General features: G+C 33.4%; 10 protein-coding genes and 1 pseudogene. 3 read left to right on the top strand and 8 right to left on the bottom strand.

Annotation, left to right across the window (positions count from 1 at the left end):
• Positions 1-103 precede the first annotated feature (103 nt).
• A complete protein-coding gene (locus Q3V31_RS16490) occupies positions 104-931 on the top strand; it encodes a peptidoglycan-N-acetylglucosamine deacetylase (RefSeq protein ID WP_000551426.1) in 828 nt (275 codons plus the stop codon).
• A 44-nt stretch (positions 932-975) separates the two neighbouring features.
• Here the strand turns inward: Q3V31_RS16490 and Q3V31_RS16485 are convergent, their stop codons facing one another.
• The 5 genes from Q3V31_RS16485 to Q3V31_RS16465 all read right to left on the bottom strand — a co-directional run bounded on the left by Q3V31_RS16485 (position 976) and on the right by Q3V31_RS16465 (position 6,258).
• Complete coding sequence (locus Q3V31_RS16485; protein ID WP_001010971.1) at positions 976-1,401, bottom strand: WapI family immunity protein; 426 nt, start codon at positions 1,399-1,401, stop codon at positions 976-978.
• A 222-nt stretch (positions 1,402-1,623) separates the two neighbouring features.
• Entirely contained in the window at positions 1,624-2,895 is a 1,272-nt protein-coding gene (locus tag Q3V31_RS16480) for a PTS ascorbate transporter subunit IIC (protein ID WP_000459912.1), read from the bottom strand.
• Between the two features lie 24 nt (positions 2,896-2,919).
• Positions 2,920-3,189 (bottom strand): PTS sugar transporter subunit IIB, encoded by a 270-nt coding sequence (locus tag Q3V31_RS16475; RefSeq protein ID WP_000757313.1) that lies wholly within the window; start codon positions 3,187-3,189, stop codon positions 2,920-2,922.
• A gap of 13 nt (positions 3,190-3,202) precedes the next feature.
• Positions 3,203-5,308, bottom strand: a complete 2,106-nt coding sequence (locus Q3V31_RS16470) for a BglG family transcription antiterminator (RefSeq protein WP_329765626.1) — start codon at positions 5,306-5,308, stop codon at positions 3,203-3,205.
• A gap of 404 nt (positions 5,309-5,712) precedes the next feature.
• Positions 5,713-6,258: a TetR/AcrR family transcriptional regulator gene (locus Q3V31_RS16465; protein WP_000108280.1), complete on the bottom strand. Its 546-nt coding sequence runs from the start codon at positions 6,256-6,258 to the stop codon at positions 5,713-5,715.
• 173 nt (positions 6,259-6,431) lie between these two features.
• Here Q3V31_RS16465 and Q3V31_RS16460 point away from each other — a divergent pair, with 173 nt between their 5' ends.
• Entirely contained in the window at positions 6,432-7,880 is a 1,449-nt protein-coding gene (locus tag Q3V31_RS16460) for a DHA2 family efflux MFS transporter permease subunit (protein ID WP_001168356.1), read from the top strand.
• A gap of 47 nt (positions 7,881-7,927) precedes the next feature.
• Here the strand turns inward: Q3V31_RS16460 and ltaS are convergent, their stop codons facing one another.
• The 3 genes from ltaS to Q3V31_RS16445 all read right to left on the bottom strand — a co-directional run bounded on the left by ltaS (position 7,928) and on the right by Q3V31_RS16445 (position 12,477).
• On the bottom strand, positions 7,928-9,901 hold the full coding sequence (gene ltaS, locus Q3V31_RS16455) for a lipoteichoic acid synthase (RefSeq protein WP_001183887.1): 1,974 nt from the start codon (positions 9,899-9,901) through the stop codon (positions 7,928-7,930).
• 362 nt (positions 9,902-10,263) lie between these two features.
• Positions 10,264-10,761 carry an SRPBCC family protein gene (locus Q3V31_RS16450; RefSeq protein WP_001067400.1) on the bottom strand — a complete coding sequence of 166 codons (498 nt, stop codon included), beginning with the start codon at positions 10,759-10,761 and terminating at the stop codon, positions 10,264-10,266.
• A 90-nt stretch (positions 10,762-10,851) separates the two neighbouring features.
• Positions 10,852-12,477: an ABC-F family ATP-binding cassette domain-containing protein gene (locus Q3V31_RS16445; RefSeq protein WP_000633871.1), complete on the bottom strand. Its 1,626-nt coding sequence runs from the start codon at positions 12,475-12,477 to the stop codon at positions 10,852-10,854.
• 258 nt (positions 12,478-12,735) lie between these two features.
• Here Q3V31_RS16445 and Q3V31_RS16440 point away from each other — a divergent pair.
• A pseudogene (locus Q3V31_RS16440) lies at positions 12,736-13,160 on the top strand (stress protein).
• The last annotated feature ends 10 nt before the right edge of the window (positions 13,161-13,170 follow it).

The raw sequence follows: 13,170 nt of genomic DNA, 5'->3' as shown, positions 1-13,170 counted from the left end.
TTTTCAACAAACTTTTTTGCGCTTGTAAAAAAGTTTTTTTGCATTTCCCCCTCTAAAATTGCTAATATAGTAGAGTAGAACTTTTATAGAGAGTAGGAAAATTATGCACAATGGAATTCGGATGACAACTTTAGTGAAAAGGGCTCTGTTGATTTGCGCTGGGGTATTATTTACATACGAAGCTGCTTACGGATCAACACATATCGCTCTAGCAAGTACAGAGAATGAAGCGAAATCTGTTCAACTTGTAAGTGAAATTCAAACGTCCCTTGCACCGAAAGAAGCTCCAAAGCAATATAACGGGCAAGTTAGAAAAGTCGCTTACTTAACATTTGACGATGGTCCTGGAAAATACACAGCTGAACTTTTAGATATGTTAAAGAGTGAAAATGCAAAAGCAACATTCTTCCTAATTGGTTCAAACGTAAAAGCTTTCCCTGATCTTGTAAAACGTGAAGATGCTGAAGGCCACTATGTTGGGATGCACAGTATGACTCATAACTACAAGAAACTTTACACAGAAGGTCATTACGTTGATGAAATGAAAGAAGACCAAGGCTTAATCGCTGGAGTTCTAGGCAAATCACCAGTATTAACTCGTCCATCTTACGGCTCAATGCCAGGGTTAAATGAAGCTCTTCGAAACAAAGTTGTTGAGAATGGTTTAAAAGTATGGGATTGGACAATTGATTCATTAGACTGGAAATACAACAAAATGCCAGTTGACGCTGCTTCAGCTAAAATCGTAGAAAACGTTCTAGCTGGTGCTACAAATCCAACAGAAGTTATCCTTATGCACGATATTCATCCACAATCAGTTAAAGCAGTACCTGGAATTATTAAAGGACTGAAAGAAAGAGGATATGAATTAGAAGCCTACCATGAGAACGAACACTTCCCATTAAACTTCTGGCATGATAATCGTATTTAATAAAAAAGACTTGATTTCCTCTAGTAGGTTATCAAGTCTTTTTATTATCGTTTTGGGAATTTCCTTTGTTGCTCTTCAATAGAACGAATAATATTCTCCCTATCATCTTGAGTTATACCGATAGAAAATTCGTACTCTTCTTCCTTACACCATGCGGGGTTAAGTTCCAGCGATAAGCGAATAACAATGTTAAACTCCCCTGATTTTTCCCCCATAAATTCAAACGCTAAATTCGGCTCGATGAAATCTAGTTCGTTATATGTAGGGTTTGGTAATGATTGAAACCATTTTATCATGTACTGTAAGTCGGATGTTTGTAAAAAAGGATCCATCGTTTCAAAAACTTTATTTTCTTCTGATAGTTTCGCTTTTACTCTTAACCAATTTCTATCACACTCTTCTTTTGCATCTTTATATTGGTAATTTACAACCTCTAAATGTAATGATATTTTTTCGTTTTGAAAATTCATGCATAGACTCCTTTTATTTTATCCTATTTTGAAAATATACTTTTCTGTTTCAATATTGATCCTCAAGGAAAATCAAAAGATTTTACAAACAATCATAACACATTTTTTTCAAACCACTCCCTATTTCTTTTATTCAAATCCCCTCACTTTCTTACACATTAATATTTAAATAAAAAGACTTGAATTCATAATTAGAATTCAAGTCTTTTTATGCTCTATTATTTAGAAAACATTCCCTAGCAATTTCGCAATTTCACTAATTAAAATACCAACAACAGCAAAGTCGGAATCACCGAATGTTGTATTTTCAAATCCTAATCCACCTAATATAGGTAGTAATATAGCTGGTAGGAATGAGATTAATAATCCATTTACAAAAGCTCCAAGTATTGCTCCTCGTCTTCCTCCAGTTGCATTTCCAAATACAGCAGCTGTTGCCCCTGTGAAGAAATGAGGGATTAATCCTGGCACTATTACACTTAATCCGATAAACGGAAGAATAAACATAGATAGTAATCCAGCAATAAAACTTGTTAAAAAGCCAATAATAACTGCATTTGGCGCGAATGGGAAGATTGTTGGACAATCTAATGCTGGTTTGGCATTTGGTACAAGTTTATCTGCTATCCCTTTAAATGCAGGGACAATTTCTGCAATCAACATACGGACACCAGCTAGAATAATATATACACCCGCAGCGAATGTAATTGCTTGCATGAATGAATACACGAGATAATTTTGTCCATTACTTAATTCTGTTTCGATAAAGTTTTTCCCAGCAAATGGTGCAACAATAAAGAATAACACAGCCATTGTTAATGACATAGAAACTGATGTATCACGTAAAAATCCTAATGACTTCGGTACTTTAATTTGTTCTGTAGATTTTTCCTTATTTCCAAATTTACTACCAACAAATCCTGCTGCTAAATACCCAACTGAACCGAAATGGCCAATTGCGATATCATCCATTCCCGTAATTTTTCTAACATACGGTTGAAGTAGAGCTGGAAAAATGACCATAAGTAATCCTAAAATAATAGACCCACTAATAACTAGTGAAGCGCCTTTCATCCCTGTAGTTGAAAATACAGCTGAAATTAAACATGCCATGAAAAGCGTATGATGACCAGTTAAAAATACATATTTAAATCTTGTAAATCGTGCAATTAGTAAATTAGCAATCATCCCAAATACCATAATTAATGCCGTTTCTGTTCCTAAAGTTTGCTGTGCTATCGCAACAACAGCTTCGTTATTTGGAATAATCCCTTTAATATGAAATGCTTTATCAAATATTTTACCAAAAACATCTAAAGCCCCTATTAATATAGTGGCTCCGCCTCCTAAAACGACGAAGCCCATAATTGTTTTTAATGTTCCTGAAACTGTATCTGCAAAATTCTTTTTTTGCAATAGTAAACCACACATAGCAAACAATCCAACTAATATTGCAGGCTGTCCCAAAATATCCTTCATTATTAAATCAAACATAGCACTACTCCCCTTTCACCGTTTCTACATCAGGTGTTTTTGTAATGCTTCTTTAATTTCATTTAAATCTAGAATGTTTGTTAATCCAGCAACTGTGCGAGTACCATCTTCAAGGTTGCAAATGATATCTTTCGCACCTAAATATAGATCTGCTTGTTCTGATTTACTTGATGCTAAATCAGTATGAGAAACTTCGGCTTGCATACCAAGTTCAGTTAATATTTTCTTTACATTCATTTCTATAATAAAACTACTTCCTAATCCATTTCCACATACAACTAATACTTTTTTCATTTCAATCTCCCCTTTAATTAGAATATTTAGCTATCATTTCTAGCATTTTATCTTTTGAATTTGAATGCATTAACATTTCTATGTTCGTTGGTTCAGATAACATCTCACTTAATTGTGCCAATGCCTTCAAATGTGTCTCGTTATCTATAGCTGCTAATACAATAATTAAATTTACAGCATGCTCTTGTTTTTCTGAAAATAACACACCCTCTTTTAGTTGTAATAAACTCATCCCTAATTTTTTGACACCTGCTTCTGGACGAGCATGAGGTATAGCGATTTTGGGTGCAATTACAATATACGGGCCTAACTTCTTTACATTCGCAATCATTTCAGAAATATATTCTTCAGAAATATGTCCACTTTGTAATAAAGGTTCCGAAGCAACACGAATTGCTTCCTCCCACGTCTCAACGTGATTCTCAAGCTCTATAAATTCTCTAGTTAATAGCTCGTTTAACATAGGCTTATATTTCTCCTCCTTATCAATATGTACCGGGCCACTCATAAACTCTCTCAATTCATTTTTCAAAGATTTTTCATCTAAAACGTCTGTATATTTTTGGATAATAGCCATCATCATATCAACTGAATCATTTTGATTTTCGCCATATAAAGCTACATTGACTTTTCGTAGTAACGATGCTTTTTCGGAATCGGTCAAAATTGGATTTACCATAAAGATAGGAATTTTCCCCTTCTCCAGTTCAGTTGTAGTAATAATACAATCTACATCAAATGTATTTGATTCATATTCCCGCTTTGAAATGGCTTTTAAAATATCTACACTTGAAAACACTTGGTCTAATTGGTACTGCAACATACGTGATGTACCAATACCATTTGGACAAACAAGTAGCGCGGTTTTTCTTGGACTGGGAACGATTCCCTCTTTCCTCATCCAAGCACCAAAGTGCATAGTAATATATGCCATTTCATCATCTGAAACTGTTTTTCCAACATATTCTTCAAAATGATGAATTACTTTTTTTGTAAGAGTATATACTTCTTCATAATTTTGCTGGATTGTATAAAGTAATGGATTTTCTATTTCAATCCCGTACTTTACACGATAATATGCCGGTTTCATATGCAGATATAGGTCCGAAGCAAGTCCTTTAAAATCTTGAAATATAACACAAGCATAATGTTGAAAATCCTTTATCATATATCCGACCATTGAATGTATTCCATCAATCTCACTTTTTTCAAAGTCTTTTTGTTGAGCATTTACTTTTGCTCCTAACAAATGAGTCGTAATATAATAAATTTCATCTATTGGAAAATCCACGAAAAATACTCTTTCAAACTGTTTTGCAATATATTTTGCTGCCTCAAATTGGTTTGTTTCTCTTAGTACATCCTTTTCAGCATCTTCCATCTCAACACATTTTCCATTTACAATACGATTGCGGAATAAATACATGTAAACGCTTAAACTTTCAAGTACCTCATCTGTGTACTGGACCCCTAAAAGCTCCTCACAATTTGATAAAATATTTTTTATTATAAGAAGTTCCTCGTGATCTTTATTACCTTTTACACTTTTATCATCATTCGTAATGTATTTCACATGAGATGTTAAATATTCCCATCCATGCTTTGAAATTATTTGTGAAAGATTTAAAATTAATATATTTCGTTTTCCATGTTCATTCCCTTTAATATTGTAGCCATGTTTACGATCAAAGTTTAAAGAGAGCTTAAACTTCACTAACTCTGCTTTTATTTTTTTCAAGTCAGCAAGAGCAGTATTACGACTGACTTGCACAAGTTCTATTAAGTCTTCTAATAGAATCCTTTTCTCCATTGTTAGTAAATAAAGAACCAGCAATATTTTTCGTTCTTGTGGAGAATATTCATATTGGCTTGTTGTAAATCCATTTAACTTTTTTATTACTCTTTGCTTCGTTTCATTATCAAAACAGTAGCCTAAAGGGCGAATATATTCAAATGAATTTAAATCCTCTGCAACTAACCAATCTTCTATTTTCTTCATATCATAATAAATTGTTCGCTTTGAAACTTGTATGACTTCCATTAATTGAGATACAGAAACATAGCTATCTGCTTGAATAATTTGCTGTAAAATACTTATACTTCGATTATCTAATATCATATATGATATACACCCTTTCTATACTTGTTCTTAAATAGAATTGCAAGTATAGATACTAACTTTGCAAAATTAGAGTTTGAAATCGCTTTCTATTAATATCTTATCTTGTATCTCTTCTAAAATTAAGTCCAAATTCTTGTTTATGCACAGTGCAATGATTGTACTTTCATTTAAAAATTTTACTATATACATGCGGCATATGAAATTATACAATACGATTTTTTATTTTAAAGACACTTTGTCAATCTAAGTGCGACAGTTCTTCCTGAAAACCTTCATGGGCAGTTTTCTGTATGAGTAAGTGATGTGATAACTTCTACTTTATACGAAGCGATATGGGCTTTTTTCTTTAGGTGTCGCACTTAATAATACAATGTGTCGATACATAAAATATTTTCAACTCATTACCCTCTGTACATGAAATAAATTTGATTTGCGATATAATCTGAACTAAAGTGAAGTCCATTCCTTATCCACCACATGATGATACCTACTAATGAAGCTGTTTTAATATCAACTGCAACATATTCGTCTGGTAAATCCTTTTTCGTATTCTCTCTTCTCGTTTCTATTAATTGCTTTAAAAATAAAAATAGTTGCTCCTCAAATTGATTCATTTTAAATAATATAAATAAATAATTTCGGTGGTTATATAAATAATCAAGCAATTGTATTAGCTTTTGTTTTTCTGATAAATCTTTTGCATGTATTAAATCAACAATTTTATTAGAAAGCTCATTTAAAATCTCATTAGTGATTTGGTCTAGTAAATCTTGAATGTCTTGATAATGTAAGTAAAATGTTGTTCGATTTAATCCTGCCGTTGTTGCTACTTTCTGAACTGTTAAGCTTGAAATACTAGGATTCTCACATAGGAGAGAAAAAACAGCATTTTTAAACATTTCTCTTGAACGTACTGTACGAGGATCTTCTTTTTTAGTTGTAGACATTTTGGAACTCCTTTATAGATTTTCTCTTTACTTACTCGACAGTGCACATCTTCTATGTCGAGTAGTGAACATTTTCAACAAAACTGTTCATGGTCAAAGAAAATTTATTTTGTTACCATTAATTTTATCGACACATTGTCGATAAATCAAGGTGACAACGAAGGAGTTTACGAATGCAAAAGGAAATATCTGAAAGAAATAAAAAAATTATATTAGTTGTCCTCATATCCGGCTGTTTTTTATCAACATTAAATCAGACTCTATTAAATGTGGCAATGAGTAATTTAATGGAAGTATTTGATGTTACGGCTGCTACAGTGCAATGGCTATCGACAGGATTTATGCTCATAAATGGTGTTCTCGTGCCAATTACTGCATTTTTAATGAAACGATTTACAACAAGGCAGCTATTTATTAGCTCGATGCTCTCTTTGTTTATTGGTACTGTTCTTTGTGCATGTGCCATGAATTTTGGCACTCTGTTAACAGGAAGAATGATTCAAGCAGTTGGAGCAGGAATTATTATGCCACTAATGATGACTGTTATTTTATATTTGTACCCTAGTGAAAAGCGTGGAAGCATTATGGGAACCATCGGTTTCGCCATAATTTTTGCGCCAGCCATCGCTCCAACATTATCTGGCTTTATCATTGAATATGTATCATGGAGATGGCTATTTATTGGATTAGCTCCATTTGTATGCATTGTTATTATTCTCGCACTTAAATATTTGATGAATGTTGCTGAGACAACAAATGCAAAATTAGATATCATAAGTGTCATTTTATCAACGATTGGCTTTGGTTGTGTTATATTCGGATTTAGTAGTGCAGGAAGCAAAGGATGGGATCATCCAGTTGTTATTACTACAATTATCATCGGAATAATCGTTACAACTCTATTCTGTTTACGTCAAATAAAGTCTAGCGATCCACTATTAAATTTATCCGTATTTAAATATAAAATTTTCACCCTTACATCAGTCATTAACGTACTCATTACGATGATTATGTATGCAGATTTAATTCTTTTACCGATTTACTTGCAAAATGGACGAGGTTTTACTGCATTTGAATCAGGTTTACTTCTATTACCTGGAGCTGTGATTAATGCCTTCTTATCACCTATCACAGGGAAAATGTTTGATAAGTACGGCGCAAAACCACTATTCATTACTGGATTAATATGTATCATTATTTCGATGTGGGGTGTAATTGGTTTGACCGAATCCACAGCTTATATGTATTTAATGGTTCGTACCATTATTCTACGAATTGGATTAAGTTTCATTTCGATGCCTTTAAATACAGCAGGCTTAAATGCTTTACCAAGAGAACTGGGTTCACATGGTTCAGCAGTAAATAATACAATTCGCCAATTAGCAGGTGCTATTGGAACAGCAGTCATTATCACTGTGTATACTATTCAATCCACTGCACATACTTTGCAGTTATCTAGTGAGAACGGAAGCGTATCAGCTATGCAAGTAACGAAATTAGCTTCTATCTTCAGCTCAAGTGATGCCTACGTATTTATGTTAGTCTTATCCTTTATAGCTTTGATTATTGCATGTTTTATGCCTAAAAAAGTAGCAATCCAAAAATCCGAAAGTATATCTTAAAACAAAAAAACCTACTCGTTTTCTATACGAGTAGGGTTTTTTATTATTTATTTCGTTTCCTCGACTTCAGTCGTCTTCACCTTCGCTTTACTTTTATCACGATTGTTATAGTTATATTTAGAACGATCTACTGGTGTAAATCCTTCTGGTGTGTAGAATCGTAATAAGTCACCGTTAACAACTTGATCGGAGTATTTTAGTGATTTTTGAACCATTTGTTCATTTTGTTTTATTTCATCTGTAAATTCTACAGGTTTCCCAGTCGCTGTATCATAGTATTTGCCGTTAAGTGCAGTAACTGTTGGGCTTACGTAGTTACCGTTACGGAACGGAACGACTTGTTTATGCTCTGGTGATAATAAATCTGATCCGAATTGGACATAATTTTTCGTATCTGTACCTAGTAAGTGTAATAACGTTGGAAGAACGTCAATTTCTCCGCCGTACTGATGTTGTACGCCGCCTTCCATTCCTGGTACGCGAATGATTAAAGGTACACGTTGTAATTGAGCATTTTCAAATGAGTTCATTTCTTTACCCATTATTTGAGACATTGCTGCGCTATGATTATCTGAAATACCGTAATGGTCACCGTACATAACGATAATTGAGTTATCGTATAAACCAGATTGTTTCAAGTAATCAATGAATCCTTTCACAGACTCATCTAAATAGCGTGCTGTTTGGAAGTACGTATCTACTGATGAATCACCTGTTTTAGCTGGTTCAATCGTTGCTTCCGCTTTATCAATAGGATAAGGGAAATGGTTCGATAACGTAATGAACTTCGTATAGAACGGTTGTTTTAACGTTTGTAATAACGGAATCGATTCATTAAAGAACGGTTTATCTTTTAAACCATAGTTTACTACATCTTTTTCGTTCATGTCATAGTATGACGCATCAAAGAATTTATTAAAACCAAATGATTTATAAATTTCATCACGGTTCCAAAACGTTTTGTAGTTACCGTGGAACACTGCTGATGTATATCCTTGTTGACCTAAAATAGCTGGTGCTGATTGATATGTGTTATTAGCTTTATTTGTAAAAACAGATCCTTGCGGTAATCCAAACATTGAGTTCTCTAACATGAACTCAGCATCAGATGTTTTACCCTGTCCTGTTTGATGGAAGAAGTTATCAAAGTATAACGTATTCGCATCTTTTGTAAATGAGTTTAAGAACGGTGTAACTTCTTGACCATTTAATTTGTAGTTTAGTAAAAAGTTTTGGAATGACTCTAAATGAATATAAATTACGTTCATTCCTTTTCCTTTACCAAAATACTCAGGATTTGGACTTGCATACGTTGATGAAAGATAGTTTCTAACTTCTGTCATATTATCTCCATCAGCTAATGCTCGTTCGGTTGATGCTTTCGCACTTTGAATACCGTCATAAATCGTAAAGTTGTACGCCCCTAAATATTTCACGATATAATTGCGGTCAAACGTTCTAGTTAGCAATTCAGGACGGTCAGATTCTGCAAGACCTAAGTTAACGCTAAAGAATAAAATACCTGCTACGAATACTAGAGATAATTTATGCTTCGCAACACGGATTGGTTTAGGATTTACAAATTTCGTTGCGACTAAAACAATTAGAATGATCGTATCTAAGAAATATAGTGGATCATATAAGTGTAGCAATGCAAAAATACTACCACCTAAATCCCCAAAGTTATTCGTTTGTGTTAATGTCGGGAACGTAATAAAGTCACTGAAAAAGCGATAATATACTACGTTTGCGTATAAAAGTATAGACATTAACAAATTAATAACAATTAACCAAATGTAAGCTCGTTTCCCTTTTGCAAATAATGCTAGACCTAAAAATAGAACTGCTGAGCTTAACGGGTTGAAAAACAGTAAGAATTTTTGGATTGTGTTCGATATCCCTAAATTAAATTCTGTCACATATGCTGCATATGTTTTTAACCAAAGTAAAATAACGGCAAATACGAAAAATCCAAAATGATTACTTAATACTCGTTTACTCTTTAATAAAAATTGTTGCATCTCTCCACCTCTTTTGATCATCCAAGGCTTATTTTGTATAAGTCTGTCTCTCTATTCAATTTTTCTTCTTCAAATAGATTTTATTTGTTTAACTATATGAAGAATATTAGTAATTATAATTTGTAACTTTTATTTATTCAACTATTTCTTTCTAAACATTTTGACCTTGGTTTCTATTTAACAAAATAAATTTGTAACATTTCCTGTTTTCTCCCAAGGCTCATCCACTAATTATGACTCCACAAACTATAATCCTTTATTTCCTCATTTGCAAACTAATCTATCTCCAATTTTGGAACATATTTCACATAAGAAAAAGTGTAGTTTGAAATAATTGCTCAAACTACACTTTTTCTACAAACTTATCCTTTATAACTAATTTCTCCAGTTTCAACTAATTCCTTTAGCCCCATAAACATTAAATTCCATCCATGCTCAGAACCATCATGATAGTCTTTAAGTGCTTTTTCAACATCGGATTTTGTCCAATTCTCCTCATGCGGAACGATAATATTTTGTGAAAATATCATTTCAGATCCTTGTTGTTTCTCCATTATTTCAACTGTAATTGTATCTTCTAATTCACCAAACTGTGGCATTTTAAATGTAAATGCTAATTTTTTAGGACGATTCATTTCAATATATTCCCCAATTGCTCGATAATCTTTTCCATTACGATGGTCGACAATTTCCCAGCTTCCGCCTACCTCAGGAGTATTTTTTGTTATTTTATTCGTCCCTTCCAACGTAAAAAACCATTTCTTCATCATATCAGGGTTTATCCATGCTTCAAAAATTTCTTCTGGTGCAACATCAAAATCCCTTACCATCGTTAATGTTATTTTTGAATAATTATTCATTTTAGCCCACCTTTATTTAAATGCGAAGATTGTATTTCTTTTCAACAAAACCCCCGCTCTCATAAAGAAAGCGAGGGTTTTCACTATTTATTATTGACCTTTGTACATTGCATCTACTTGTTTTTGAAGTTCTTCATTTTCTAAGAACTCATCGTAAGTAGCCTCTTTATCGATTACACCGTTTGGCGTTACTTCGATAATGCGGTTTGCAATTGTTTGTACGAACTGATGGTCATGAGATGTGAATAACATTGTACCTTTAAATGCGATTAGACCGTTGTTTAATGCAGTGATAGACTCAAGATCTAAATGGTTCGTTGGATCGTCAAGTGTGATTACGTTCGCACCACTTAACATCATTTTAGATAGCATACAACGAACTTTTTCGCCTCCAGATAATACAGAAACGTTCTTCTTAACTTCTTCACCTGAGAATAACATACGGCCTAAGAAACCACGTAAGAAGCTTTCTGACTCATCTTGTGGAGAGAATTGGCGTAACCAATCAACTAAGTTGGAGTCACTGTTCTCAAAGTATTTAGAGTTATCTCTTGGGAAGTAAGATTGAGATGTTGTAACGCCCCATTTAAATGAACCGCTATCTGGCTCCATTTCACCCATAAGGATTTTAAATAATGTTGTCATCGCAATATCGTTACGACCGATAAATGCAACTTTATCACCTTTATTTAAAGTGAAGTACACATTATCTAACACTTTTTCACCATCAATTGTTTTAGAAAGACCTTCAACAGTTAACAAGTCATTTCCTATTTCTCGCTCAGGTGTAAAGCCAACGAATGGATAACGACGTGATGATGGTCTAATATCATCTAATGTAATTTTATCTAATAATTTTTTACGAGAAGTTGCTTGTTTCGCTTTAGATGCGTTTGAGCTAAAGCGTGCAATGAAGTTTTGTAACTCTTTTACTTTCTCTTCTTTTTTCTTATTAGCATCTTGTGTTAATTTTAAAGCTAATTGGCTTGACTCATACCAGAAGTCATAGTTACCAACATAAAGTTGAATTTTACCGAAATCAAGATCAGCCATGTGCGTACAAACTTTATTTAAGAAGTGACGGTCATGGGATACAACGATTACTGTATTTTCAAAGTTCATTAAGAAGTTTTCTAACCATTGAATCGCTTTTAAGTCCAAGTGGTTGGTAGGCTCATCTAGTAATAGAATGTCAGGTTTACCAAATAATGCTTGAGCAAGTAATACTTTTACTTTCTCTGCCCCAGTTAATTCTGACAATTTCTTATCATGAACATCTTCACCAATACCTAAACCTTTAAGAAGGATTGCAGCTTCTGATTCTGCTTCCCAACCGTTAAGCTCAGCGAACTCACCTTCAAGTTCAGCAGCACGCATACCATCTTCATCACTAAAGTCTTCTTTCATGTAAATGGCATTTTTCTCTTGCATTACTTTATAAAGTTGCGTGTGACCCATAATTACTGTTTCTAATACTGGGAACTCTTCATATTCGAAGTGGTTCTGTTTTAATACTGCTAGACGCTCACCTGGCGTAATATGTATATCACCTGTTGATTGTTCGATTTCTCCAGATAAAATCTTTAGAAATGTTGATTTACCCGCACCGTTTGCTCCGATTAAACCGTAGCAGTTACCTGGCGTGAATTTTATGTTAACATCTTCAAACAATTTGCGATCCGCGAAACGCAAACTAACGTTACTTACTGTAATCATTTGTGTCCTCCTACTAATACCGCTTATTTCAGCGTTTTCTCACCGATTGTCTTAAAAAATCGCATATTACGACTCAATTATTGTAGACTATAGCTATTATATAGTAGAAGATGGATGAATAGCAACGGTTGATTGCTATTCATCTCTTTTCATCCATGAATAAAATCCTTATTTTTAACGAAACAAGATTGTACAGAAATAAAATAAACTTTAAGAAGGATTTTTTTGAAGAAAACATTAATAATTGGTGCGTTATGTATATCTTTAGCTTCTTTAACTGCCTGCGGTGGTAATAACAATGCAAAAACACCTACTGAATCAAAACAAGAAAAAAAGAAACGAAAGTAACAGTAAATTCAATCATCTCTGAATTTAAGAATGCTGGTCTACAAACAGAAAATCCAACTGGACTTCCAGAAAAAGAATTTGGTAATCTTCGAAAAGAAGGAAAACGTATTATCGTGCCTGCGCTCGGTGAAGATAAAGGCGATAGATTATTCGAAATTACAAAGAAAGACGACTTAGAGAAAGTTAAGAAATATTACGATGAATTAGGAAACTCATCTCCTCTGTTCTTCTCTCATACATACGAAAAAGGTAACGTCCTTTTACAGATGAATGGCGATATGAAAGACGAAGAATTTGCAAAATATAAAGATGTGCTGGACAAGTTTATTAAATAAAGAATCCCCC

Origin of the sequence: Bacillus nitratireducens, assembly GCF_036320425.1 — a bacterium.
GTDB classification, from domain to species: Bacteria; Bacillota; Bacilli; order Bacillales; family Bacillaceae_G; genus Bacillus_A; species Bacillus_A nitratireducens.
This window is presented reverse-complemented; position numbering and strand designations above follow the sequence as displayed.